Below are 25,597 nucleotides of genomic sequence, written 5' to 3' on the forward strand. Positions count from 1 at the left end.
CCCCCTCGCGGGAGAGGAAAAAAGATTACTTCGCGGTTAACAGATTCGCCAGGGTACGCACGCCAAGGCCGGTTGCCCCTGCGGCCCACTGCTCAACCGCCGCTTTACGATAGGTAGCTGAGCAGTCGATGTGCAGCCAGCCCTGCTGGTAGTTTTCAACAAAGTGCGACAGGAAACCGGCCGCCGTGCTCGCCCCTGCCGGGAATGAACCACCCGCGGTGTTGTTCAGTTCCGCGAAATTAGACGGCAGTTGATTGCGATGGAATTCGGCCAGCGGCAAGCGCCAGAACGGCTCGTTTTCCGCGCTGGCACTGCTGAGCAAACGTCCGGCAAGCGCATCGTCAAAGCTGAACAGCGCGTGATAATCATTGCCCAGCGCGGTTTTCGCCGCACCGGTCAGCGTTGCCGCATCAATAATCAGCTCTGGTTTCTGCGCAGAAGCGTCGATCAGGCCATCGGCCAGCACCAGACGCCCTTCCGCATCGGTATTCATGATTTCGACGGTTTTACCGTTACGATAACGGATGATATCGCCCAATTTGAAGGCGTTGCCGCTAATCAGGTTATCGGCACAGCACAGGTACAGTTTGATGCGTTTATCCAGCCCGCGATGGATGGCAAACGCCAGCGCACCGGTCACCAGTGCCGCGCCGCCCATATCGGATTTCATGGAATCCATTGAGGAAGTCGGCTTAATGCTGTAACCGCCGGAATCGAAGGTAATGCCTTTGCCCACCAGCGCGGCATAAACCGGCGCGTCCGGGTTACCGGTCGGGTTGAAGTCCAGCGCCAGCAGTACCGGCGGGCGCTCGGAACCACGGCCAACCGTATGCAGACCGAGATAATTCTGCTCGCGCAGATCTTCCCCTTTGGTGATGCGATACGAGACGTTATCGCCACCGACTTTGTGCAGCAGATCGACCGCGCGCTGCGCCAGTTGCTCCGGCCCTAACTCTTCCGCCGGGGCGTTGATGGTGTCGCGCACCCAGTCGATCACCAGCAGGCGACTATCCAGCTCTTTTTGCTCTGCGTCGTTAAGCTGCGCCCATTCGACTTTGCGCGTGCCTTTTGGCCCTTTATAACCGGCCCAGAACGCCCAGCTGCGATCCGCATCCCAGCCTTCACCGCTCAGGGCAACATGCTTGATGCCCATGCCGTCGATTTTACGCGCGGCGCGTTGGATCAGGCCTAAGTCATCTTTCCCGGTCAGATGCAGTGCGATGCCGTCGTTATTGATGCTGTAAGCGGCTTTTTCACCCCAGCGCGCGTCGGCGCTTTGCGTTGTCAGCGTAATTTTCATAGCTTCTGTCATTATTTTTATCCTTATGGCTGTTCATGAAAACGGGCCGCCCGAAGGCAGCCCGTTTGATGATTACGATGCTTCGTCTAACCAGACTAGCAGAATCGCTTCGAGAATTTTTTCATTCGATGCATTTGGATCATCGTCAAACTCTTCCAGCTCGCAGATCCACTGGTGCATATCGGTGAAACGCACGGTTTTCGGGTCTACGTCCGGGCGGCTGTCGTACAGCGCCTCGCCGATTTCGCGGCTATCGGTCCATTTCAGCCCCATATTAGTGCTCCCGCGCGTGGTTGATGGTGTAACGCGGAATTTCAACCACCAGATCTTCATCGGTAACACGCGCCTGGCAGCCTAAGCGGCTTTCCGGCTCCAGACCCCACGCTTTATCCAGCATGTCGTCTTCCTCTTCGCTGCTTTCCGGCAACGAGTCAAAACCTTCACGTACCACACAGTGGCAAGTGGTGCAGGCGCAGGATTTTTCGCAGGCGTGCTCAATCTCAATCCCGCCGCGCAGGGCGACATCAAGAATGGTTTCACCGCTCTTAGCTTCCAGAACTGCGCCATCCGGACAGAGATCCTGATGAGGCAGAAAAACAATTTTAGGCATATTAAACCTCGTCGACGGAATGGCCTTTCAGCGCGGTACGTACGGATTGATCCATACGGCGTGCGGCGAATTCCTGGGTTTGTTTATCTACATTTTTAATGGCTTGTTCTATCGCGTCGGTGTCATCGCCGTCGGCAACCGCGCGTAACTGCGCGACTGCGTCGTCGATCTCCGCACGCTCTGCGGCGCTTAACAGCGCGGCGTCAGCGGCAAGCGCACTGGCAAGACTTTCCAGCACGCGCGCGGCTTCCACTTTCTGCTCCGCCAGCATGCGCGCTTTCACGTCCTGCTCGGCGAAACTCATGGAGTCTTTGATCATGTCGGCGATTTCGCCATCGGTCAGACCGTACGACGGTTTCACCTGAATGGAGGCTTCCACGCCGGTGGATTTTTCCATCGCGGTTACGCTGAGCAGACCGTCAGCATCGACCTGGAAGGTGACGCGAATATGCGCCCCGCCCGCCGGCATCGCCGGGATACCGCGCAGTGCAAAACGCGCCAGTGAACGGCAGTCTGCCACCAGCTCACGCTCGCCCTGCATCACATGGATAGACATCGCTGTCTGCCCATCTTTGAAAGTGGTGAACTCCTGAGCACGCGCCACCGGAATGGTGGTGTTACGCGGGATCACTTTTTCTACCAGGCCGCCCATCGTTTCCAGCCCCAGCGAGAGCGGAATGACATCCAGCAGCAGCATTTCGCTGTCCGGCTTGTTGCCAACCAGAATATCGGCCTGGATTGCCGCGCCAATCGCCACCACTTTATCCGGGTCAATCGACGTCAGCGGCGTGCGGCCAAAGAACTCGCCAACCCGCTCGCGCACCAGCGGCACGCGCGTCGAGCCACCGACCATGACCACTTCCAGCACTTCTTGCGCTTCGACACCCGCATCTTTCAGCGCGCGACGACAAGAGAGTAAGGTGCGTTTGACCAGCGTTGAAATCAACGCTTCAAACTGGGTACGTACAATGGTGCCCTGCCAGCCCGCCACCTCAACGGTGACGCTGTCGGCCTCGCTGAGGGCGATTTTTGCGGCAATCGCCGCATCCAGCAATTCGCGCTGTTGGCGCACGTCGCTGCGATCGGCAATTCCCGCCTGTTCGCAAATGTAATCCGCCAGCAGATGGTCGAAATCGTCGCCGCCGAGCGCGGAATCACCACCGGTCGCCAGCACTTCGAAAACGCCACGGCTCAGGCGCAAAATCGAGATATCAAAGGTGCCGCCGCCGAGGTCATAAACCGCAATCACGCCCTCTTTGCCGGAGTCCAGGCCGTAGGCGATAGCCGCAGCGGTCGGTTCGTTCAGCAGGCGCAATACGTGCAAGCCCGCCAGACGCGCCGCATCTTTGGTGCCCTGACGCTGTGCATCATCAAAATAGGCAGGAACAGTGATCACCACGCCGTCCAGCTCGCCGGAAAGCGTCTCTTGCGCGCGAGCGGCAAGGGCTTTGAGGATATCCGCAGAGACGCGAATCGGGTTAACCAGGCCACCACGCGTGGCAATCATCGGCAGACCATTTTCGCTCGGCTGGAACTGCCACGGCAGGTGCGGGTAACGCGCCTGAATGTCGGCCAGGCTGCGCCCCATCAGGCGTTTCACCGAGCTGATGGTGTTTACGGAGTCCTGCGCGGCGTTGGCGCGCGCATCGTAACCGACAACATGGCTGTCGGCCTGGTAGTTAACCACCGAAGGGAGCAGGTGACGTCCGGCGCTGTCGGCCAGCGTTTCCGCCTGTCCGCTGCGCACGGTGGCAACCAATGAATTGGTGGTGCCGAGGTCGATACCCGCCGCCAGACGACGCTGATGCGGCGCGGCGCTCAGACCGGGCTCACTAATTTGTAATAAGGCCATGATGTGCTTCCAAAAAATTAAAAACCGAGCAGTTTTTCTTCGAGTTGTTCTGTTGCGCTGCGCAGTTTATCGAGAAAACGCAGTTTACGCACGGTATCCGCCGCCGCGTCCCACGTCTGGCTATCTAATTGCTCCACCATTTGCCGATGGCGGATGTCATACATTTCTTTCACACGCTGTTGAAATGCTTCCAGACGGGTCGCGTCTTGCGCTTTTTCAATCTCGTCCAGCTCTTCACGCAGCTCAAGTTGTTCCATTAAGAAGGCGGTATCGCGCACCGTGTGTTGTTCGGAGGCTAAATCAAAACCGTGCAGCGACAGCAAATATTCTGCGCGCGTTAGCGGGTTGCGCAGCGTTTGCCATGCCTGGTTAATGGTAGCGGATTGCTGGACGGCAGCCAGTTGTTCCGCCTGCGGGCGGTTTGCGAAGCGATCCGGGTGGAACTGACGTTGCAGATCCTGGAAACGTGTCGCCAGCGCCTGAACATCGAGCGGATAGTGGGCCGGCAACCCAAAGAGGGTGAAGTAATCCATAACAATTCCGGGTGTGCAATCGAAACAAACCCCACGCGCAGAACGCTGCGGTGGGGTCATCGGATGGTGGCGATTAAACGTTGAAGCTTTCGCCGCAACCGCACTCGTCTTTAACGTTCGGGTTGGTGAATTTAAACCCTTCGTTCAGGCCTTCTTTGACGAAGTCCAGTTGAGTGCCGTCGAGGAATTGCAGGCTTTTGCCGTCAACCACTACCTTCACGCCTTTGTCTTCAAACACCGTGTCTTCTTCGTTCGGCGCATCGACAAACTCAAGGACATAAGCCATACCAGAACAGCCGGAGGTTCTCACCCCCAGGCGCAGACCAAACCCTTTACCACGGTTGGCCAGAAAGGTATTGACTCGCGCGGCAGCACTGTCGCTCAGGCTAATGGACATGACAACAACCTCCCGCCTTATTTCGCTTCTTGTTTACTTTTGTAATCCGCAATTGCGGCTTTAATCGCGTCTTCCGCCAGGATAGAACAGTGAATTTTCACCGGCGGCAGTTCCAGCTCTTCGGCGATATCGGTGTTTTTAATCGCCTGCGCTTCGTCCAGTGACTTGCCTTTCACCCATTCGGTGACCAGCGAGCTGGAAGCGATTGCAGAGCCGCAACCGTAAGTTTTAAAACGCGCGTCTTCGATAATGCCTTTATCGTTAACTTTGATCTGCAGTTTCATCACGTCGCCGCACGCCGGTGCGCCAACCATGCCGCTACCAACCGTGTCGTCGTTGTCAAACGAGCCAACGTTGCGCGGGTTTTCGTAGTGATCGATTACTTTTTCGCTATAAGCCATTTTTTCTTCTCCTGCTTGCGCAACTATTAATGATGAGCCCATTCGATGGTGGTCAAATCCACGCCCTGTTTGAACATTTCCCACAGCGGAGAGAGTTCACGCAGACGGCCGATGGATTTACGTACCAGCGCAATGGTGTAGTCAATTTCTTCTTCGGTGGTGAAACGACCTAAAGAGAAACGGATCGAGCTGTGTGCCAGCTCATCATTCATGCCCAGTGCGCGCAGCACGTAGGACGGTTCCAGGCTTGCAGAGGTGCAGGCAGAGCCGGAGGATACAGCCAGATCTTTCAGCGCCATGATCAGCGACTCGCCTTCAACGTAGTTAAAGCTGACGTTGAGGATGTTTGGTGCGCCGTGCTCGAGATCGCCGTTCAGGTAAACTTCTTCAATGTCGTTGATGCCGTTCCACAGACGGTTACGCAGCGCGCGCAGGCGTTCCATTTCGCTCGCCATCTCTTCTTTTGCGATGCGGTACGCTTCGCCCATGCCGACGATTTGGTGAACAGGCAGAGTACCGGAACGCATACCGCGCTCATGACCGCCACCGTGCATCTGCGCTTCGATACGCACACGCGGTTTACGCTGAACGTAGAGCGCACCGATGCCTTTCGGCCCATAAATTTTATGGCCGGAGAAGGACATCAGATCCACTTTCAACTGGCTCAGGTCGATAGGCAGTTTGCCCACGCTCTGGGTGGCGTCAACGTGGTAGATAATGCCGCGCGCACGGCACATTTCGCCGATGGCTGCGATATCCTGTACCACGCCGATTTCGTTATTCACGTGCATGATGGAAACAAGGATGGTGTCTTCACGCATCGCCGCTTCCAGCTCTTTCAGGTCGATAATGCCGTTGCTCTGCGGAGCAAGATAGGTCACTTCGAAGCCTTCGCGCTCCAGTTGACGGCAGGTGTCCAGCACGGCTTTGTGTTCGGTTTTGCTGGTGATAATGTGCTTGCCTTTTTTCTGATAAAAGTTGGCTGCACCTTTAATCGCCAGGTTATCGGATTCGGTTGCACCGGAAGTGAAGACGATTTCTCGCGGGTCCGCACCGACCAGTTCTGCAATCTGGTTACGGGCGATATCTACCGCTTCTTCAGCTTGCCAGCCAAAACGGTGAGAACGGGAAGCAGGGTTACCAAAGGTCCCGTCCAGGGTCAGAAACTGCATCATTTTCTCGGCAACACGCGGATCCACCGGCGTGGTTGCGGAGTAATCGAGATAAATCGGTAATTTCATTGCTCTTTAAACTCCGTACATCGCTCTAATGCAAGGAATCAGGCAACCGGCTGGATGTACGACCGCGTTAACAGGGCACTGTTTTGTGCCCTGGCCCGATTCTGAATTCTGTTTTTTATTATGCGCGCAGTTTGACGTCGATAGCGTCTTGAGCGCGGGTGGTGCGATGGGATTCGTTACTGTGCTGACGATCGGACACATCAAGGATTTCCTGGTTGTTTACCAGTTCGCCCAGCGTGATGTTGTTTAAGAAACCGGTCAGACGATCGCTCAGATCGCGCCACAGCGCATGGGTCAGGCACTTATCACCACCCTGGCAGCCGCTTTTACCCTGGCAGCGGGTTGCGTCTACGGATTCGTCAACTGCGCTAATCACTTCGCCAACGGCAATGGTATTTGCGTCTTTACCCAGCAGGTAACCGCCGCCCGGGCCACGTACGCTGGCGACTAAGCCATTTTTACGCAGACGGGAGAACAGCTGCTCCAGGTAGGAGAGGGAAATTCCCTGACGCTCGGAAATATCAGCCAACGGAACCGGGCCCGCTTCGGAGTTGAGTGCAACGTCCAGCATTGCGGTCACGGCATAACGCCCTTTAGATGTCAGTCTCATGTCTTACAAGCCTCAAACTCGCCCCTGCCCGGGGTGTATTATTAATATGTTAATGTTGCATAGCAGACGCAAGTCTGACATTCCCGACTAAATTGGTCAACTATTTAGTTGACTGTTTTAGTCAGGTATTTGTCGTTTAGTGCTTTCATAGAGTTAGGCCGAAAAAGGCCATTTCCCGGCCTCGCGTATTACTCTTTATGTTTCTGTTCGATCGACGCCAGGATGCCGCGCAGAATATTAAGCTCCTGACTTTCCGGGCGCGCGCGGGTAAACAGACGGCGCAGTTTGTTCATCACCTGGCCGGGGTGGTTTTCACGAATAAAACCGGTCGCCAGCAGCGTTTGCTCCAGATGCCCGTAAAAACGCTCCAGATCATCGACCAGCGGGTACGGCGTCTCTTCATGTTCAACCGCCGGGGCAGTGCTCTCTTGCGCTGCCAGCCAGGCCATGCGCACTTCATAAGCAATAACCTGCACCGCCATCGCCAGGTTCAGCGAGCTGTATTCCGGGTTAGCGGCAATCGCCACGTGGTAGTGGCACTTTTGCAGCTCATCATTGGTGAGGCCAACGCGTTCGCGACCAAATACCAGCGCGATGGGCGCGTGTTGCGCTTCGGCAACGCTTTTCAGCCCGCATTCACGCGGATCGAGCATCGGCCACGGCAGCGTGCGGGAACGCGCGCTGGTGCCAACAACCAGGCTGCAACCGGCGAGCGCTTCATCCAGCGTGTCGACGATTTGCGCATTGCCAATCACATCGCTGGCACCTGCGGCCAGCGCGATAGCCTGTGAATCCGGTTTTACGAGCGGGTTCACCAGCCAGAGATTCGTTAAACCCATTGTTTTCATTGCACGAGCAACAGAGCCCATGTTGCCGGTGTGGGAGGTTTCCACCAGTACGATTCGAATATTTTGCAGCATAGATTTTCAACGGCTAAAGAATATTCGCGCATATTATCATAAAGCAAAGACATAATCCGAATTCGCTGCTATGATATGCGCCGTTTTCCGTTCTTTAACATCCAGTGAGAGAGACCGATGCATCCGATGCTGAACATCGCCGTGCGTGCTGCGCGCAAGGCGGGTAATTTAATTGCCAAAAACTACGAAACTCCGGACACCGTAGAAACCAGCCAGAAAGGCAGCAATGATTTCGTGACCAACATTGATAAAGCAGCCGAAGCGCTGATTATCGAAACAATCCGCAAATCTTACCCGCAACACACCATCATCACCGAAGAGAGTGGTGAGCACGAAGGCGCTGACCAGGATGTGCAATGGGTTATCGATCCGCTGGATGGCACTACCAACTTTGTTAAACGCCTGCCGCACTTCGCGGTATCCATCGCCGTACGAATCAAAGGCCGCACTGAAGTCGCGGTGGTTTACGATCCCATGCGTAACGAACTGTTCACCGCCACTCGCGGTCAGGGCGCACAGCTGAACGGCTACCGTCTGCGCGGCAGCACGGCTCGCGATCTGGATGGCACCATTCTGGCGACCGGCTTCCCGTTCAAAGCCAAACAACACGCCACCACCTACATCAATATCGTCGGCAAACTGTTCACCGAATGCGCGGACTTCCGCCGCACGGGTTCCGCTGCGCTGGATCTGGCCTACGTTGCCGCTGGCCGCGTGGATGGTTTCTTCGAAATCGCGCTGAAACCGTGGGATTTCGCCGCCGGTGAACTGCTGGTGCGTGAAGCTGGCGGTCTGGTATGCGATTTCACCGGTGGTCACAACTATATGATGACCGGCAACATCGTGGCGGGTAACCCACGCGTAGTTAAAGCGATGCTGGCGAATATGCGTGAAGAGCTGAGCGAGGCGCTGAAACGCTAAGTCTGGCTGTACCCGGCGGTGGTTCGCCACCACCGGGTGCTATCAAAACGGTCGTAATCCGCCGCCCGGCGGTAACGCACTGACCCACATTATTACCGACGCGCTAATTAACAACACGCCACCGGCCAGTGCCAGCGTGGCCCAGCCAACCTGTCGCCACAATACCGGCGCACGATCCCCGCTTAATTTCACTGCCAGTTGGCGAAAACCATGGACCAGCAACGCCAGCGAACTGATGGTCAGCGACGTTCCGACCGCCATGGCCAGCGCGGAGGCCACACCCCAGCTAAACACGCCAATCACTTTACTGAACAGCAGCACCATGATCGCACCGGAACAGGGGCGCATCCCCATCGACAAAATAATCACTAACCGTGCGCGCCAGTCATCACCGCTCTGCAACTGCGAGGCCGTGGGTAAATGCTGATGACCACAACCGCATCCTTCGTGATGCACATGGTGCGGCGTAAAGGCGCGGAATTTCGGCGCTTGTACAAGCGCACGCAGCTTTTTCAACGCTCGCCAGCACAAAAGCACTCCCAGCACACCTACCAGTAAATAACTGCCCTTCTCCAGCCAGTAACTGCTCAAATGCAGCTGCCGCGCGGGCAGCGCCAGAATACTCAGCACAACCACCACCAGCGCAATGGCCACCAGCCCCTGCAACAAAGAAGAGGCCAGCGTTAAGCCAATCGCCGGTTTCAGTTTTGACGGATGCGTGGCAAGCCAGGTGGTGATCACCACTTTGCCGTGCCCCGGCCCAAGCGCATGCAGTACGCCATAGACAAAACTGAACAGCAGCAGCGCCCCACCGGCCTGACGCGGGTTTTCTGCCACCGCTTTCAGTAAGCTGCTCATTTTCATATTCACATCGCGCTGCCAGATAACGCTTTTCACCATCACCTGCGGCCAGATCTGCCACAGCCACAACGCGGCGGCCAGCGCACACAGCATAAAAAGCACCAGCGGCCACCAGTGCAATAAGCGTCGTTTTCGCGCCGTAGCGCTCACCATCACGGACATGTCAGCGTCACCGTCTGGGCAAATTGTTTACCGAGTTCCATATCTTCTGCCGGCGCATCGGCTTTATCCAGCGACTGGGCATAATTCAGCACTTCCTCGCCGGGTTTGGGCGTTTGTACCGCCAGTTTGCAGCCCTGCGGTGCGGCGGCAGGCAATGTCGCGTCGCTCGCTTTTGCGTAACTCATATCGACAAAATAGGTGGGATCGAAAGTGGAAAAAGTATACCGCTGTCCGCTGAGTACCTGCGGTTCGGCGAGCGGTAAAACAAACGTCAGCACCGCCTGGTGCGCGACCTGTTCCATGCCATATTCCGTGGGTCGGTTAAGAAACTTCACTTTCTGCCCGTTGTGCCAGACTTCGGTGAAATAGTGTTGCCCCAGCACGTTTGCCATCACTTCCGCCGCCAGTTTTTTCCAGATCTCATCGCCAGGTTTTGCATTGCCCGCGTCATACAGCAGATCCGCCGAAGTGATCTCATCCATCGTCCAGCGCATTTTCAGCCCGGTGAACTGCCCGTTGTCGATCAACACTTGCGTTTTCATGCGGATAAAACTGTGCGGATGCGCCGTCGCTGAAAACGATAAAAGCGCGAGAAACAGGCCACTGGCGCATTGTTTAACTGCTTGCATGTATTCCTCACGAGAAAAATTCTGTGATGCTCCCCGGCAATCCTGAATGAAAGAGCTGCCGCTGCGCTATCGCTGAGCATACCTTTAACTACGCTTATCAAAAACCCCAACTGGAACCTGACAGATGACAACTGTAATGACACCGCCATCTGCGCTCTCCAGTCCGCAGCGCCGCTGCCAGGTGCTTTTGATGCTCGCCTTGCCGGGGCAACACGTCACCATGGAACATATCAGCGCTATGAATGGAGTGGACGACGCCATGGCTCGCCGGGATATCGCTGAAACGGAAAGTGAAATTCAGCGCTACCACCGGCTCTCTATCGTTCCCCATCCTAACGGCGGCTTTCGGATTGAGGGCGCTCCACTCGATCAACGTTTATGCCTGTTGCACTGGCTTCGCCGTGCGCTGCGGCTGTGCCCGCAATTTATCACGCAACAGTTTACCCCGGCGTTAAAAACCGCGCTTAAACAGCAAGGCATTGCCCGAACGTTATACGACGATACAAACCTGCTGGCGTTGATTAACCTCTGTTCGCGCCGCCTGCAGCGCGTCTTTGAATGCCGGGATATGCAGTTTCTGCGTCTCTATTTGCAATATTGTTTACTGCAGCATCACCACGGACATACCCCGGAATTTAACCCGGTTCAGCAAGAGTGGGCGCAAATGCGCGCCGAGTATCAGGTGGCGCAGGAGATTGTGCGCCACTGGCAGCGTCGCGTTGTCGACTATCCGCAGCAGAATGAGCACCTGTTTTTGTCGTTGCTGTTTATGCTGGTGCGCACGCCCGATCCGCTGCGTGACCAGCAACACCAGGATCGCCGTCTGCAAAAAGCCATCCGCCGGATGATTGCCCGCTTTCACGCTCTGGCGGGGCTGCGTTTCAGCGATGAACAGGGTTTAAGTGCCCAGCTCTATATTCACATTGCCCAGGCGCTGGATCGCAGCTTGTTTGGTATTGGCATTGATAACAGCCTGCCCGAAGAGATCAACCAGCTTTACCCGCGTCTGATGCGAACCACCCGCGATGCTTTGCAGGAGCTGGAAGACGAGTATGATTTGCGCTTCAGCGATGAAGAGGCGGGGCTGGTGGCGGTGATTTTCGGCGCCTGGCTGATGCAGGACAGCGATATGCATGAGAAACAGGTGGTGTTGATTACTGGCGAAGACAGTACCCGCGAGCAGCAGATTGAGCAGCAACTGCGCGAATTAACGCTGCTGCCGCTCAGTATTAAATATCTGCCACTGGCGGAATTTCGTAAGGCCGGCGCACCGAAAGACGTGACATTGATTATCACGCCTTACACTACGCCGCTGCCGCTGTTCTCACCGCCGCTGATCCACACCGACGGTCCGCTGAGCGGGCAACAACAGCGGCATATCCGCGACATGCTGGAAAGCTAGCGGGCCTGCACGGCGACGTTCGGGCGCAGGAACAGGGCCGGAATGGCCAGCACGGCCATGACAAAAAACAGCCCCTGATGCAGATGCTCAAACAGAAAACCGGCGATCATGGTCATCAGCGCAATACTGCCGCCCATCGCGACCGCTGAATAGACCGCTTGTAAGCGGATGACTTCGCTGCCCTGCCGCGCCGAGATATAGCGCATGGCGGCAAGATGGCAAACGGTAAACGTGCCGCAGTGCAGGATCTGGGCAATAATCAGCCACGGAAGCTCGGTCGTCCAGCCCATCAGGCTCCAGCGCACCAGCCCGCAAACGGCGGAAAGCAGCAGCAGATCGCGTGCACTGAAGCGGCGAAACAGACGGTTACTGAGCGCGAAAATCACCACTTCCGCCACCACCCCCAACGACCACAGATACCCGACCGTTGAAGCAGAGTACCCCGCCGACTGCCAGTAAATGGCGCTGAAGCCGTAGTAAGCCGCATGTGCGCCCTGCAGAAGCGACACGCAGGCGAGAAAACGCCAGTTCTGCGCAATCAATACCCGCCACGCCTGCCAGCCTGCGCCCTCCTGCTGGCGATTTTCACCCTGCGGCAAAATGGAAGGACGCAGCAACATACCGAGCAACATGGATGCCGCGCCCAGCGTCAGCAACGCCAGAATCGCCTGGTAATCAAACAGGCTCACCAGCTTGCCGGTGAGCGCCGAACCAATCACAAAAGCAATCGATCCCCACAGACGCACGCGGCCATAATCCATCGGGAACTGTTTTTGCCAGGTGCCCGCCAGCGCATCGGTGAGCGGCACCAGCGGTGAAAAGAAGAGGTTGAAACCGATGATTATGACCGCCAGCCACGCCACATGCGTTCCGGCATAAAACGCCAGCGCAAACAGCAACGTTGCCAGCGCCAGCACGCGCAGGGCCGTAATCAAGCGGGAAGGATCGCTCACGCGCGGGGCGATGAAAAGGCTGCCAAGGAAGCGGGCGACAAGACCTGCGCCGAGCAACATACCGATGATTTCGGGGGTCAGCCCCACGCCTTTGAGCCAGACGCTCCAGAAAGGTAAAAAGATGCCGTAGCTAAAAAAGTAGGTGAAATAAGCGAGCGCCAGCCAGCGCGTGGACTGCAAGACCATGATTTCCTCCTGAATGGAGGCGATAGTCTGGCGATAAATAGCAGGACTGGCAAGTAACAATCAGGCAACACATGCGCTTACCCAACGTTTGCAGACGAATATCTGCCCCCAGGTTGCTCGCCGTTGCTTAGCGAATATAAGAATCCAGCACGCTCAGCACCACATCCAGATCCGCTTCACGCTTAATTTCGTCGTTCTCATGCACGATATGATCGGTCAGATGGCCTTTGATCACTTCGCGCATTAACCCGTTTACTGCGCCGCGGATCGCCGCGATTTGTTGCAAAACCTGGGCGCATTCATGAGGCTCATCGAGCATTTTTTTCAGCGCGGCAACCTGCCCTTCTATTTTGCTCGCCCGCGCTTTTAGCTTTTTCTTGTCCCGGATGGTGTGCGACATACAGACCTCAAATCGACCGTGCTTAAACGAACCTTAGCATACCATGCATCAACTGGGGGGGAGTTTATTTCTACTGGGGGGTAGTATTTACTACTGGGGGGGAGTAGATTTGAGCGCACAAATTTTTACCGAGAATTATTCTCATGAATGACTTCACCACGCTTTTTCAGCAAGGGAACGCCTGGTTTTTTATTCCGAGCGCCATCCTGCTCGGCGCGCTGCATGGCCTCGAACCGGGGCACTCAAAAACCATGATGGCGGCATTCATCATCGCCATCAAAGGCACGGTTAAACAGGCCGTGATGCTGGGTCTCGCCGCCACGCTATCCCACACGGTGGTAGTGTGGCTGATTGCGCTCGGGGGTATGTATCTCAGCAGCCAGTTCACCGCACAAGCCGTTGAACCCTGGCTGCAAATGGTATCTGCGGTGATCATTTTTGGTACGGCGGTGTGGATGTTTCTGCGCACCTGGCAAGGTGAACGTTCGTGGCACGCCGGGCATCATCATCACCATGAACATGACCACGGCCACACGCACCGTGCACCAAGCCTGGTGCTTCAGCCGGTACAACCAGCTCGTGTCACCGCGCAGCCAACGATCTTGTCGCTGCGAAAAGTGACTAAAGAAGAGGAGTACCAGGATGCGCACGAGCGGGCACATGCACGGGATATTGAGCGGCGTTTTACCGGCGGCGAGGTGACTAACGGTCAGATCCTGCTATTCGGTTTAACCGGCGGGCTTATCCCCTGCCCTGCGGCGATCACCATTTTGCTGATCTGTATTCAGTTAAAAGCCATCACGCTGGGCGCAACATTAGTGATCTCTTTCAGTATCGGGCTTGCACTTACACTGGTTGCGGTTGGCGTTGGCGCGGCAATCAGCGTCCAGCAAGCGGCAAAACGCTGGTCCGGCTTTAACACGCTGGCGCGTAAGGCCCCCTATTTTTCCAGCGCACTTATCGCGCTCGTCGGCGTTTATATGGGCATTCACGGCTATAGCGCGCTGCAATAAGACATAAAAAAAACCCGCCGCAGCGGGTTTTTCGAAGCGGAATAAACTTAGGCGTAAACCGGGAAACGGGCGCAGATATCCAGGACTTTACCTTTGACGCGCTCGATAACTGCTTCGTCATTGATGTTGTCCAGCACGTCGCACATCCAGCCAGCCAGCTCTTTTACTTCCGCTTCTTTGAAGCCGCGGCGAGTCACAGCCGGAGAACCGATACGGATACCGGAAGTGACAAACGGGCTCTTCGGATCGTTCGGCACGCTGTTTTTGTTCACGGTGATGTTCGCACGGCCCAGCGCGGCATCCGCTTCTTTACCGGTCAGGTTTTTATCCACCAGATCCAGCAGGAACAGGTGGTTTTCAGTCCCGCCGGATACCACTTTGTAGCCACGGTTCAGGAACACTTCCACCATCGCTTTGGCGTTTTTGGCAACCTGCTGCTGGTAAACTTTAAACTCTGGCTCCATCGCTTCTTTCAGTGCCACCGCTTTTGCCGCGATAACGTGCATCAGCGGGCCGCCCTGCGCGCTTGGGAAAACAGCGGAGTTCAGTTTTTTGTACAGCTCTTCGTCACCGCCTTTCGCCAGGATCAGGCCGCCGCGCGGACCCGCCAGGGTTTTGTGGGTGGTGGTGGTCACAACGTGCGCATGCGGAACCGGGTTCGGGTAAACGCCTGCGGCAATCAGACCCGCAACGTGTGCCATATCAACAAACAGGTAAGCACCGATGCTATCGGCGATTTCACGCATTTTCGCCCAGTCAACGATACCGGAGTAAGCAGAGAAACCACCGATAATCATCTTCGGTTTGTGCTCTTTCGCCTGCTTCGCCATGTCTTCGTAGTCAATTTTACCGGACTCATCAATACCGTAAGGGATGATGTTGTACAGTTTGCCAGAGAAGTTAACCGGGGAGCCGTGAGTCAGGTGGCCGCCCTGCGCCAGGTTCATACCCAGAACGGTATCGCCCGGTTGCAGCAGCGCGGTGTAGACCGCGAAATTCGCCTGCGAGCCGGAGTGCGGCTGCACGTTAGCGTAATCCGCGCCAAACAGTTCTTTCGCGCGATCAATCGCCAGTTGCTCAACGATATCCACATACTCGCAACCGCCGTAGTAGCGTTTGCCCGGATAACCTTCGGCGTATTTGTTCGTCAGCTGAGAACCCTGAGCCTGCATTACACGCGGGCTGGTGTAGTTTTCGGAGGCGATCAGTTCAATGTGTTCTTCCTGACGTACTTTTTCCTGCTCCATAGCCTGCCACAGTTCGGCATCATAATCGGCAATGTTCATTTCACGCTTTAACATCCGCATCTCCTGACTCAGCTAACAAAACAACTCTAAATGAGGGCCCAAATTTGGGGAACGGCCCACAGTATAACTGATTAATATTCTGATAACAGGTCTTGACAAAGGTTTTTACGCAAACGATTGGCTCCGCGTCAGACAAGGGTTTGAGCGATAAGACACTTCCCTGTTAAAGCGGATTTCTTTTCAGGTTTGTGATGCAACTTATTCACGATGTAAATCCCTTTACATTGTCCGCTCTTTACAAGCCAGGTCGCCGCGCTATAAGATGCATTTAAAATACAACTTTAAATGATCTGTAAAAAAGGAAGCAATCATGCTCGACGCCCAAACCATCGCTACGGTCAAATCCACTCTTCCCCTGCTGGCGGCTACCGGCCCAAAACTCACCGCTCATTTTTACGACCGGATGTTCACTCACAATCCGGAACTGAAAGAGATTTTCAATATGAGCAACCAGCGTAATGGCGATCAGCGTGAAGCGCTGTTCAACGCCATTGCCGCTTACGCCAGCAATATTGATAATCTTGCCGCGCTGCTGCCGGCGGTAGAAAAAATCGCCCAGAAGCACACCAGCTTCCAGATCCAGCCGGAACAGTACAACATTGTTGGCACACACCTGCTGGCGACGCTGGATGAGATGTTCAGCCCGGGGCAAGAAGTGTTAGACGCCTGGGGAAAAGCCTACGGCGTACTGGCGGGTGTCTTTATCAACCGTGAAGCGCAAATCTACAGCGAACACGCTGAAAAAGTCGGGGGCTGGCAAGGCACGCGCCCATTCCGCCTGGTAGAGAAAAAACCGCAGAGCGCACTTATCACCAGCTTTGAATTCGAACCCGTCGACGGTCAGCCAGTCGCCGCTTATCAGCCGGGGCAATATCTGGGTGTCTGGCTGAAGCCTGAAGGTTTCGCCAATCAGGAGATCCGCCAGTATTCACTGACCCGCAAGCCCAACGGCAAAAGCTACCGTATCGCGGTAAAACACGAAGCGGGTGGGCAGGTTTCTAACTGGCTGCATAACAGTGCGAAAGTGGGCGATATCGTGCATCTTGCAGCGCCTGCCGGGGATTTCTTTATTGATGTGCAGAGCAACACGCCGGTCACGCTGATCTCCGCGGGTGTCGGTCAAACACCGATGCTGGCGATGCTCGACAGCCTTTCAAAATCGCAACATGCCGCGCAGGTAAACTGGTTCCATGCCGCGATGAATGGCGAGGTGCATGCCTTTGCCGATGAAGTAAGCAAACTGGGTGCGTCGCTGAACCATTTTTACCAGCATGTCTGGTATCAACAGCCTGCGGCGGCTGAGGTGAACAGCGGTCGCTATCACAGTGAAGGGTTGATGGATTTGCACGCGCTGGAAGGAAAGTTCAGCGATCCGGCGATGCAGTTTTATCTCTGCGGCCCGGTCGGTTTTATGCAGTTTGTCGCGCAACAGCTGGTCACACTTGGCGTGAACAAAGAGAGCATTCATTACGAATGCTTTGGCCCGCATAAAGTGTTGTAAAACAGGCACCCTCACCCTGCGGGGTGAGGGAAAATATCAGATTGCGGCGTCGTCTTCTTCGCCGGTACGGATACGCACCACGCGTGCGACATCAAAGACGAAGATCTTACCGTCGCCGATTTTACCGGTCTGGGCAGTACGGATAATGGTGTCCACGCAGGTATCAACGATGTCGTCAGTCACGACAATTTCAATCTTCACCTTCGGCAGAAAATCCACCATATACTCCGCGCCACGGTAAAGTTCAGTGTGGCCTTTCTGGCGACCAAAACCTTTCACTTCCGTTACCGTCATCCCGGTGATGCCGACTTCAGCCAGCGCTTCACGTACATCATCCAGTTTGAAAGGTTTAATAATCGCATCAATCTTTTTCATGGTCGTTCCTTACACGCTCTTGCCAGTCTGCTGCATCGTAATCGGTTGCTCACAGTACCATAATCATTTCGCCATTACTCTTTAAAGTCGTTGGCGTCGAGCTCATGGCGGGAGAGTAATTTGTAAAACTCGGTGCGGTTGCGCCCCGCCATGCGCGCGGCATGCGTGACATTGCCCTTAGTGATTTGCAGCAGCTTGCGCAGGTAGTTCAGTTCAAACTGGTTACGCGCCTCAACAAAGGTCGGCAACGCCGTATTTTCCCCTTCCAGCGCCTGCTCCACCAGCGCATCGCTGATAACCGGCGATGAGGTGAGCGCCACACACTGTTCAATGACGTTAACCAACTGGCGCACATTGCCAGGCCAGCCGGCGGTCATCAGCCGCTTCATGGCATCGGTGGAAAACGCGCGAACAAACGGTTTATGTCTCTCTGCCGACTGTTTCAGCAAATGATTGGCCAGCAGCGGAATATCTTCCGCACGCTCAGCTAACGCCGGGATCTTCAGGCTCACCACATTCAGCCGATAGTAGAGATCTTCGCGAAACTCGCCGCGCGCCATCGCTTTCGGTAAATCACGGTGCGTGGCTGAAATGATGCGCACATTAATATCGATATCGCGGTTACTGCCAAGCGGGCGCACTTTGCGCTCCTGCAACACGCGCAGCAGTTTGACCTGCAACGGAATCGGCATATCGCCAATCTCATCAAGGAACAGCGTGCCGCCCTCCGCCGCCTGAAACAGCCCCTCCCGGCTACTGACTGCGCCGGTAAACGCACCGCGCGCATGACCGAACAGTTCAGATTCCAGTAACTGTTCCGGCAACGCGCCGCAGTTAATGGCGATAAACGCGCTTTTGCTGCGCGGACTGGCGTTATGAATCGCCTGCGCGAGCACCTCTTTCCCGGTACCGCTCTGGCCGTTAATCAGCACGCTCACGTCAGATTGCGCCACCATCCGCGCCTGCTCCAGCAGACGCAGCATTACCGGGCTACGAGTGACTATGGTTTCACGCCACTGGTCATCCATCGCCGAACCGCTGTGCTCCAGCGCATCGTCAATCGCTTTATACAGCGCGTCTTTGTCCACCGGTTTGGTCAGAAAGCTGAACACGCCCTGCTGGGTCGCGGCCACCGCGTCAGGAATCGAGCCGTGGGCCGTCAGGATAATCACCGGCATGCCCGGCTGTACGCGCTGGATTTCGGCAAACAGCTGCATACCGTCCATCTCATCCATGCGCAGATCGCTTATTACCAAATCGACCTTTTCCCGCGCAAGAATGCGCAACCCTTCCTGCCCGCTTTCCGCCGTGACGATGCTGTAGCCTTCGCTGGTGAGGCGCAGCCCCAGCAGTTTTAACAGCCCCGGATCGTCATCCACCAGCAACAGATGGGCAGGTTTACGGCTGGTCATGGTTTCACATCCTCCTGAGTGCCGTCGCTTTTAGACGGGTGAGAACTGTCCGGCAGGTCAGTAGCGGCGGGTTTATTGCGCGTGGAGAGACGCCGTTCGATATCGGTGAGGTTTTCCAGTTTACGGGTAGTTGTTTCCAGTTGTTCGCGCAGGAATTGTTGTTGCTGGCGCAGACTATCCAGCTCGCTGTCCGCGGATTGCTGTAACTTCGCGTAACGGGCGCGCTCTTCCGCCAGTTGTAATTGGGCTTTTTCACCATCGCGCCACAGCTCAAGCAGTGGACGAACCTGCGCAGGGATCGTGGGGCTTAATGCGCCCAGCCGCTCGGTGTATTCACGACGCTCAAGCGGCGAAATTTTGGCGTTAGAGAGCAAAATGCCGCGCCTGAACGTGGCCTGCCAGTTATCGTCAGACCAGGTACGTGCTTCAGCACGCGCGGCGGCAGGCGATAAACGTTGCGCACAGTCCATACCGCGCAGCCAGTAAAGCGGGTTGGTGTCGACGTTTTGCCCGGACAGCGACCAGATATCGTCGCAATCTGTGGACAAGAAATCGGCCAGTTGATGTTCAGGGAGTCGTTCTTCCTGGAGGTCATAAATCGCGCTTTGCGGTTTTTGTGCAACACACCCCGCCAGCAGCAGACAAGGAAACACGCGAAGCCAGACGTTTTGCTGTGTAACCGCGTTAATCACGCGGGAAAAAACATGCGACATACTCACCAGATTTAGATTCATTGAGTGGATTTTTCCGGCGCATTGAGAGGTAGCTCAATACGGAAACAGACATCAGCTTTGCTGCTTGCCACCAGATGCAGCTCGCCTTGCATACGGCGAATGCAGTCCCTGGCAATGCTTAGCCCCAACCCGCTGCCTTTCACTGCTCCTTTTCGCTGGTGGCTACCCTGGAAGAACGGTTCGAAGATCATTTCACGCTCCGTTTCAGGGATCGGCGTACCGGTATTTGCCACTTCGATACAGAGCCGCGCGTTGGCAGTATAGCTGTGCAGAGAAATGTTACCGGATTCAGCACCATAGTGCACCGCGTTGGAGTAAAGATTATCCAGCACGCTCATCAGCAACATCGGTTCGGCCTGGCAGGTCGCCACATCAAGGGCGACATCGGTATGCATCATTTTAGCTCGCGCCGGCAAACTGTGGGCAGAGATCACCATTTCTACCAGTGGCGCAAGTTCCACGGTTTCCAGCTCTACCGAACCCTCCGCCAGCTTGCGGTTGTAATCCAGCAATTGCTCAATCAGTTTTTGCAGATTGCGGCTGCTGGCATCGAGGATCTCCACCACCTCTTTCTGTTCCATCGTCAGCGGTCCGACAACCTGATCGGCCAGCAACTCGGTACCTTCGCGCATGCTGGCAAGCGGCGTTTTAAGCTCATGGGAAAGATGGCGTAAGAATTGATGACGCTGTGATTCAAGCCAGGCGAGTCTTTCGCTCAGCCAGAGGATCCGTTCCCCAACATAACGCAGTTCACGCGGGCCTTTAAAGACAACGCTACGGCCCAGGGTTCTCCCCTCGCCCAAGCGATTAATCATCCGCTCGATGCCCTTCACCGGACCGATGATCATGCGGGTAAACAGCAGGACCAGCGCCAGGCTTACCAGGAACAGCACCAGCGCCTGCCAGCCGAAAAACTGACCGCGCTCGGCAATTTCCAGCTGAAGTTGTTGCCCGCGGGAAAAGACCACCGCCCGTGTCGATTGCACCATCTCGGTATTGGCGGCGGCAAACGCTTCAAGCTGCGCAGAGGCCTCGGCAGACGGGCCGCTATTTTTACATTGCAACTGGGCGAGCGCGTTTAAATCCTGGCGCAACGCCTGGTAAAGTTTATCGTCAGGGAGCACGCCCGCGTGGGCGTCAAGCATTTCGCTATAACGCTTACGCTGATTCTGATACACGCGCGCCAGGGTGGCATCATCCAGCACACAGTACTGCCGGTAGCTACGCTCCATTTCCAGTGCGGCATTGGTCATTGCTTCACTGCGACGCGCGTCAATCAACGTTGTGCGGTTAGTCTGCAACGCCTGCGCACTGAGTGCGTTCAGGCTTTGCCACGCCTGCCAGGCTAACACCAGCAGCGGCAACAGGATTAACAAAAACGCCATCATGACCAGTTGGCGAAGCGAGCGGGGGAAAACAGGCCAGCGTTTCAATGCACTTCTCTCGCAAAAAAAGGTATGGAGATGCTAACTGATTTACCAAAAGCCAGAAACAACAAAGCCGGGTATTAACCCGGCTTTGTTATGAAATTAGGCGGTGCCTAACTCGACGTTTCGCCCGATGCCTGATAAAGCAGTGCAATTATCAGCAGGTGGACGGCAGGCACCTTTAAGTGCGTCATTCGAAGTTTATGTAGCGCGTCCCGAAGGGGCTGACATAAGAAGGTGAATGAGCCACTGCGTAATATTATGCAGGTATTGTGCCAACACGCCAACAATTAATTAAAGCTATTGATTTTTAATCATTTAATATTTTAAAAATGAAAGTGTGATGTGCTTATCATTTCAACAACCTGTCGCTATTTAGCAACACACTGATAGCATCAAAAATAAATCATTTATAATCAATAAATTAAATGTCTCTTTTTGGAGACACAACTTAATACCCTATGTCGGGAAATGCAGACACTTTTGCTCAGGCGAAAAAAAGCCCTCTTACAAAGAAGAGGGCTTACTGATGATGACGAAATTAACCCAACTGTTTACGGGCGTTGCGGAAGATACGCATCCACGGGCTGTCTTCGCCCCAGTTTTCCGGATGCCAGGAGTTGGAAACGGTGCGGAACACGCGCTCCGGGTGCGGCATCATAATGGTTACGCGCCCGCTTTCGCTGGTCACAGCCGTAATACCGTTCGGTGATCCGTTCGGGTTCGCCGGATAAGTTTCCGTCACGGCCCCGGTGTTATCCACGTAGCGCAACGCCACCAGCCCTTTGCTTTCCAGCTGCGCCAGATGCGCGCCATCACGCACTTCCACGCGACCTTCACCATGGGAAACGGCGATTGGCATCTGCGAGCCGACCATACCGCTCAGCAGCAGCGACGGGCTTTGCGTCACTTCCACCAGGCTGAAGCGCGCTTCAAAGCGGTCGGAGTGGTTACGCACAAAGCGCGGCCACAGCTCGCTGCCCGGGATCAGTTCACGCAGGTTAGACATCATCTGGCAACCGTTACACACGCCAAGCGCCAGTGTCTGCGGGCGGTGGAAGAAGGTTTCGAACTCGTCACGCACACGCTCGTTGAACAGAATCGATTTCGCCCAACCCTCACCTGCACCCAGCACATCGCCATACGAGAAGCCGCCGCAGGCAACCAGCGCCTGGAAGTGCTCAAGGCCAGTGCGCCCTGCCAGCAGATCGCTCATATGCACGTCAATGGCATCAAAACCGGCGCGATGGAATGCAGCCGCCATTTCAACGTGCGAGTTGACGCCCTGCTCACGCAGCACAGCCACTTTCGGCCGTGCACCGGTAGCAATGAACGGTGCAGCGATATCGTCGTTGATATCAAAAGAGAGTTTCACGTTGAGGCCAGGATCGTTGTCATTGGCTTTCGCCTGATGCTCCTGATCCGCACACTCCGGGTTATCACGCAGGCGCTGCATCTGCCAGGTGGTTTCCGCCCACCACATGCGCAGCTGAGTACGGCTTTCGCTGAACACCGCCTGACCATCAGCTTCAATCACAAAGCGATCGCCAGCAACGGCAGTACCGAGATAGTGAACGCTATCACCCAGACCATAAGCCGCGAGTACGCTTTCTACCGCTTCGCGATCGGCCGCGCGCACCTGAATCACCGCGCCCAGCTCTTCATTAAACAACGCCGCCAGACGATCCTGGCCCAGAGACGCGATATCAACGTTGATGCCGCAGTGACCGGTAAAGGCCATCTCTGCCAGCGTGACCAGCAGGCCGCCATCGGAGCGATCGTGATAGGCCAGCAGTTTGCGGTCCGCCACCAGCGCCTGGATAGCATCAAAGAAACCTTTCAGTTGCTCAACGTTACGCACATCAGCCGGTTTGTCCCCAAGCTGGCGGTAAACCTGTGCCAGCGCGGTGGCGCCCAGTGCGTTATTGCCATTACCCAGGTCAATCAGCAGCAGGGCGTTATCTTCCGTGGAAAGCTGTGGGGTAACCGTGCGGCGAACATCTTCAACACGGGCAAACGCGGTGATCACCAGTGACAGCGGCGAGGTCATTTCGCGCTGCTCGCTGCCTTCCTGCCAGCGGGTTTTCATCGACATGGAGTCTTTACCCACCGGAATGGTTAAACCGAGCGCCGGACAAAGCTCTTCACCCACCGCTTTCACTGCGGCATACAGCCCGGCGTCTTCACCCGGGTGCCCGGCGGCGGCCATCCAGTTCGCCGACAGCTTAATACGTTTGATATCGCCAATCTGCGTTGCAGCGATGTTAGTGAGCGCTTCCCCCACCGCCAGACGGGCGGAAGCGGCGAAGTCCAGCAGCGCAACCGGCGCGCGTTCGCCCAGCGCCATCGCCTCACCGTAGTAGCTATCAAGGCTGGCGGTGGTGACTGCACAGTTCGCCACCGGAATCTGCCACGGGCCAACCATCTGATCGCGCGCGACCATACCGGTCACCGTACGGTCGCCGATGGTCACAAGGAAAGTTTTTTCCGCCACGGTCGGCAGGTGCAGCACGCGGTTAACCGCATCGGCAATGGAAATGCCCTGCACGTTCAGCGCTTCGCCAGCCGCCTGACGAGACGCGACATCGCGGGTCATCTTCGGCGTTTTACCCAGCAGCACATCCAGCGGCATATCGATCGGCTGGTTGTTAAAGTGGCTGTCGTTAAGCGTCAGATGTTGAGCTTCCGTCGCTTCACCAATCACCGCGTACGGCGCGCGCTCGCGGCGGCACAGCTCGTCAAACAGCGCCAGTTGATCGGCGGCAACCGCCAGCACGTAGCGCTCCTGCGATTCGTTACACCAGATCTCAAGCGGGCTCATTCCCGGCTCATCGCTCAGAATATCGCGCAGCTCAAAACGACCGCCGCGACCGCCGTCGCTCACCAGCTCCGGCATGGCGTTAGAAAGGCCGCCCGCGCCAACGTCGTGAATAAAGAGGATCGGGTTGGCATCACCCAGCTGCCAGCAGCGGTCGATAACTTCCTGGCAACGACGCTCCATTTCCGGGTTGTCGCGCTGTACGGAGGCAAAATCAAGATCGGCGTCGGACTGACCAGAAGCCATCGACGACGCCGCACCGCCGCCCAGACCGATATTCATCGCCGGACCGCCCAGCACGATCAGTTTCGCGCCAACGGTGATTTCACCTTTCTGCACGTGATCGGCACGGATGTTGCCGATGCCGCCCGCCAGCATGATCGGTTTGTGGTAGCCGCGCAGCTCTTCGCCGTTGTGGCTGTTCACTTTCTCTTCATAAGTACGGAAGTAACCATTCAGCGCCGGACGACCAAATTCATTGTTGAACGCCGCGCCGCCCAGCGGGCCGTCGGTCATAATGTCCAGCGCGGTGACGATACGATCCGGTTTACCGAAATCCTCTTCCCACGGCTGTTCAAAGCCAGGAATACGCAAGTTAGAAACGGAAAAGCCCACCAGCCCCGCTTTTGGCTTCGCGCCACGGCCGGTTGCGCCTTCGTCGCGGATCTCGCCGCCGGAACCTGTCGCCGCCCCCGGCCACGGCGAAATCGCCGTCGGGTGGTTGTGAGTTTCCACCTTCATCAGAATATGCGCCGGTTCCTGATGGTAGTCGTAACGCCCTTCCCCGCGATCGGCGAAGAAGCGCCCCACTTCGGAACCTTCCATCACTGCGGCATTATCTTTATAGGCCGACAGCACGAAATCCGGCGTTTGCTCGAAGGTGTTTTTGATCATTTTGAACAGCGACTTCGGCTGCTGCTTGCCATCAATCACCCAGTCGGCGTTAAAAATTTTGTGACGGCAGTGCTCAGAGTTCGCCTGCGCGAACATATAAAGCTCGATGTCGTTCGGATTGCGCCCCAGGCGGGTAAACGCCTCTTGCAGATAGTCGATTTCGTCTTCCGCCAGCGCCAGCCCCAGACGCAGGTTGGCATCAATCAGCGCCTGACGGCCTTCGCCGAGCAGATCCACGCTCTGTACCGGCGCAGGCTGATGGTGCTCAAACAGGCGTTCGGCGTCGGCTTGTGACGTGAATACGCTCTCCATCATGCGGTCATGCAGCTCTGCGGCAACGTCGTTCCACTGGGCGTCAGTCAGCCCGGCTGCGTCAACGTAATAGGCGACGCCGCGCTCAAGGCGATTGATTTTGTTAAGGCCGCAGTTGTGGGCGATATCGGTAGCTTTAGAAGACCAGGGAGAGATGGTGCCGGGACGAGGAGTGACGAGCAGTAATTTTCCGGTCGGGGTATGGCTGCTAAGGCTCGGGCCGTATTTCAGCAAGCGCTGGAGCCGCGCGTATTCATCTTCTGTCAGCCCATCATTGAGATCGGCGAAGTGAGCGTATTCGGCGTAAATGTTGCTTACCGGGAGGTTGGCGGCCTGAAAACGTGCCAGCAGTTTGTTGATACGGAAAGCGGACAATGCAGGCGAACCACGCAGAATTTCCATCATAAGTCTCTCGTCTTCGATTAC

Annotated in this window: 24 protein-coding genes; 4 read left to right on the plus strand and 20 right to left on the minus strand. The window is 55.9% G+C overall.

Going from position 1 to position 25,597, the window contains the following annotated elements:
- Nucleotides 1-25: 25 nt before the first annotated feature.
- The 10 genes from pepB to trmJ all read right to left on the minus strand — a co-directional run bounded on the left by pepB (nucleotide 26) and on the right by trmJ (nucleotide 7,864).
- Nucleotides 26-1,312, minus strand: coding sequence for an aminopeptidase PepB (gene pepB, locus DFO56_RS14940; protein ID WP_045510439.1), 1,287 nt, complete (start codon nucleotides 1,310-1,312; stop codon nucleotides 26-28).
- Nucleotides 1,313-1,372: 60 nt separating this feature from the next.
- A complete protein-coding gene (gene iscX / locus DFO56_RS14945) occupies nucleotides 1,373-1,573 on the minus strand; it encodes a Fe-S cluster assembly protein IscX (RefSeq protein ID WP_007370809.1) in 201 nt (66 codons plus the stop codon).
- Between the two features lies 1 nt (nucleotide 1,574).
- Entirely contained in the window at nucleotides 1,575-1,910 is a 336-nt protein-coding gene (fdx, locus tag DFO56_RS14950) for an ISC system 2Fe-2S type ferredoxin (protein WP_017459006.1), read from the minus strand.
- Between the two features lies 1 nt (nucleotide 1,911).
- The gene (hscA, locus tag DFO56_RS14955) at nucleotides 1,912-3,762 is read right to left on the minus strand and encodes a Fe-S protein assembly chaperone HscA (protein ID WP_045510443.1); all 1,851 of its coding nucleotides are present in this window, start codon (nucleotides 3,760-3,762) and stop codon (nucleotides 1,912-1,914) included.
- Between the two features lie 17 nt (nucleotides 3,763-3,779).
- Complete coding sequence (gene hscB / locus DFO56_RS14960) at nucleotides 3,780-4,295, minus strand: co-chaperone HscB (RefSeq protein WP_020454726.1); 516 nt, start codon at nucleotides 4,293-4,295, stop codon at nucleotides 3,780-3,782.
- A 73-nt stretch (nucleotides 4,296-4,368) separates the two neighbouring features.
- Complete coding sequence (gene iscA / locus DFO56_RS14965) at nucleotides 4,369-4,692, minus strand: iron-sulfur cluster assembly protein IscA (RefSeq protein WP_017459009.1); 324 nt, start codon at nucleotides 4,690-4,692, stop codon at nucleotides 4,369-4,371.
- A 17-nt stretch (nucleotides 4,693-4,709) separates the two neighbouring features.
- The gene (iscU, locus tag DFO56_RS14970; RefSeq protein ID WP_017459010.1) at nucleotides 4,710-5,093 is read right to left on the minus strand and encodes a Fe-S cluster assembly scaffold IscU; all 384 of its coding nucleotides are present in this window, start codon (nucleotides 5,091-5,093) and stop codon (nucleotides 4,710-4,712) included.
- Between the two features lie 26 nt (nucleotides 5,094-5,119).
- Nucleotides 5,120-6,334, minus strand: a complete 1,215-nt coding sequence (gene iscS, locus DFO56_RS14975) for a cysteine desulfurase (RefSeq protein WP_020454727.1) — start codon at nucleotides 6,332-6,334, stop codon at nucleotides 5,120-5,122.
- A gap of 118 nt (nucleotides 6,335-6,452) precedes the next feature.
- Entirely contained in the window at nucleotides 6,453-6,944 is a 492-nt protein-coding gene (iscR, locus tag DFO56_RS14980; RefSeq protein ID WP_020454728.1) for a Fe-S cluster assembly transcriptional regulator IscR, read from the minus strand.
- 188 nt (nucleotides 6,945-7,132) lie between these two features.
- Nucleotides 7,133-7,864 carry a tRNA (cytosine(32)/uridine(32)-2'-O)-methyltransferase TrmJ gene (gene trmJ, locus DFO56_RS14985; protein ID WP_020454729.1) on the minus strand — a complete coding sequence of 244 codons (732 nt, stop codon included), beginning with the start codon at nucleotides 7,862-7,864 and terminating at the stop codon, nucleotides 7,133-7,135.
- Between the two features lie 117 nt (nucleotides 7,865-7,981).
- Between trmJ and suhB the strand changes: the two genes are divergently transcribed.
- Nucleotides 7,982-8,785, plus strand: coding sequence for an inositol-1-monophosphatase (gene suhB, locus DFO56_RS14990; protein ID WP_045510446.1), 804 nt, complete (start codon nucleotides 7,982-7,984; stop codon nucleotides 8,783-8,785).
- A gap of 42 nt (nucleotides 8,786-8,827) precedes the next feature.
- On the opposite strand, the gene DFO56_RS14995 is transcribed toward suhB, so the two are convergent.
- Nucleotides 8,828-9,808 carry a nickel/cobalt transporter gene (locus DFO56_RS14995; RefSeq protein ID WP_045510449.1) on the minus strand — a complete coding sequence of 327 codons (981 nt, stop codon included), beginning with the start codon at nucleotides 9,806-9,808 and terminating at the stop codon, nucleotides 8,828-8,830.
- A complete protein-coding gene (locus tag DFO56_RS15000) occupies nucleotides 9,799-10,437 on the minus strand; it encodes a DUF1007 family protein (RefSeq protein ID WP_045510452.1) in 639 nt (212 codons plus the stop codon). Before DFO56_RS15000 ends, DFO56_RS14995 begins: the two co-directional genes overlap by 10 nt.
- A 124-nt stretch (nucleotides 10,438-10,561) precedes the next feature.
- Here DFO56_RS15000 and csiE point away from each other — a divergent pair, with 124 nt between their 5' ends.
- Entirely contained in the window at nucleotides 10,562-11,839 is a 1,278-nt protein-coding gene (gene csiE, locus DFO56_RS15005; protein ID WP_045510455.1) for a stationary phase inducible protein CsiE, read from the plus strand.
- Here csiE and DFO56_RS15010 read toward each other — a convergent pair.
- Complete coding sequence (locus DFO56_RS15010) at nucleotides 11,836-12,978, minus strand: 3-phenylpropionate MFS transporter (RefSeq protein WP_045510469.1); 1,143 nt, start codon at nucleotides 12,976-12,978, stop codon at nucleotides 11,836-11,838. The two genes, csiE and DFO56_RS15010, sit on opposite strands and share 4 nt — an antisense overlap.
- Nucleotides 12,979-13,105: 127 nt before the next feature.
- Nucleotides 13,106-13,378 (minus strand): Ni(II)/Co(II)-binding transcriptional repressor RcnR, encoded by a 273-nt coding sequence (gene rcnR / locus DFO56_RS15015; RefSeq protein ID WP_017459019.1) that lies wholly within the window; start codon nucleotides 13,376-13,378, stop codon nucleotides 13,106-13,108.
- A 143-nt stretch (nucleotides 13,379-13,521) separates the two neighbouring features.
- Here rcnR and DFO56_RS15020 point away from each other — a divergent pair, with 143 nt between their 5' ends.
- A complete protein-coding gene (locus DFO56_RS15020) occupies nucleotides 13,522-14,391 on the plus strand; it encodes a nickel/cobalt efflux protein RcnA (RefSeq protein ID WP_045510472.1) in 870 nt (289 codons plus the stop codon).
- Between the two features lie 47 nt (nucleotides 14,392-14,438).
- On the opposite strand, the gene glyA is transcribed toward DFO56_RS15020, so the two are convergent.
- Nucleotides 14,439-15,692 carry a serine hydroxymethyltransferase gene (gene glyA, locus DFO56_RS15025; protein WP_008502165.1) on the minus strand — a complete coding sequence of 418 codons (1,254 nt, stop codon included), beginning with the start codon at nucleotides 15,690-15,692 and terminating at the stop codon, nucleotides 14,439-14,441.
- 316 nt (nucleotides 15,693-16,008) lie between these two features.
- Between glyA and hmpA the strand changes: the two genes are divergently transcribed.
- A complete protein-coding gene (hmpA, locus tag DFO56_RS15030) occupies nucleotides 16,009-17,199 on the plus strand; it encodes an NO-inducible flavohemoprotein (protein ID WP_045510475.1) in 1,191 nt (396 codons plus the stop codon).
- A gap of 36 nt (nucleotides 17,200-17,235) precedes the next feature.
- Here hmpA and glnB read toward each other — a convergent pair whose 3' ends face one another.
- The 5 genes from glnB to purL form a co-directional block, all read right to left on the minus strand.
- Nucleotides 17,236-17,574, minus strand: coding sequence for a nitrogen regulatory protein P-II (gene glnB, locus DFO56_RS15035; protein WP_002438074.1), 339 nt, complete (start codon nucleotides 17,572-17,574; stop codon nucleotides 17,236-17,238).
- 74 nt (nucleotides 17,575-17,648) lie between these two features.
- Entirely contained in the window at nucleotides 17,649-18,986 is a 1,338-nt protein-coding gene (gene glrR / locus DFO56_RS15040) for a two-component system response regulator GlrR (RefSeq protein ID WP_017459023.1), read from the minus strand.
- The gene (gene qseG / locus DFO56_RS15045) at nucleotides 18,983-19,720 is read right to left on the minus strand and encodes a two-component system QseEF-associated lipoprotein QseG (RefSeq protein ID WP_045510479.1); all 738 of its coding nucleotides are present in this window, start codon (nucleotides 19,718-19,720) and stop codon (nucleotides 18,983-18,985) included. Before qseG ends, glrR begins: the two co-directional genes overlap by 4 nt.
- On the minus strand, nucleotides 19,717-21,153 hold the full coding sequence (gene qseE / locus DFO56_RS15050) for a two component system sensor histidine kinase QseE/GlrK (protein WP_071925215.1): 1,437 nt from the start codon (nucleotides 21,151-21,153) through the stop codon (nucleotides 19,717-19,719). The genes qseG and qseE overlap by 4 nt, the downstream gene beginning before the upstream one ends.
- 535 nt (nucleotides 21,154-21,688) lie before the next feature.
- Nucleotides 21,689-25,576, minus strand: coding sequence for a phosphoribosylformylglycinamidine synthase (purL, locus tag DFO56_RS15055; RefSeq protein ID WP_045510482.1), 3,888 nt, complete (start codon nucleotides 25,574-25,576; stop codon nucleotides 21,689-21,691).
- Nucleotides 25,577-25,597: the final 21 nt, after the last annotated feature.

Origin of the sequence: Kosakonia sp. AG348 (genome assembly GCF_003337365.1) — a bacterium.
GTDB lineage: Bacteria > Pseudomonadota > Gammaproteobacteria > Enterobacterales > Enterobacteriaceae > Kosakonia.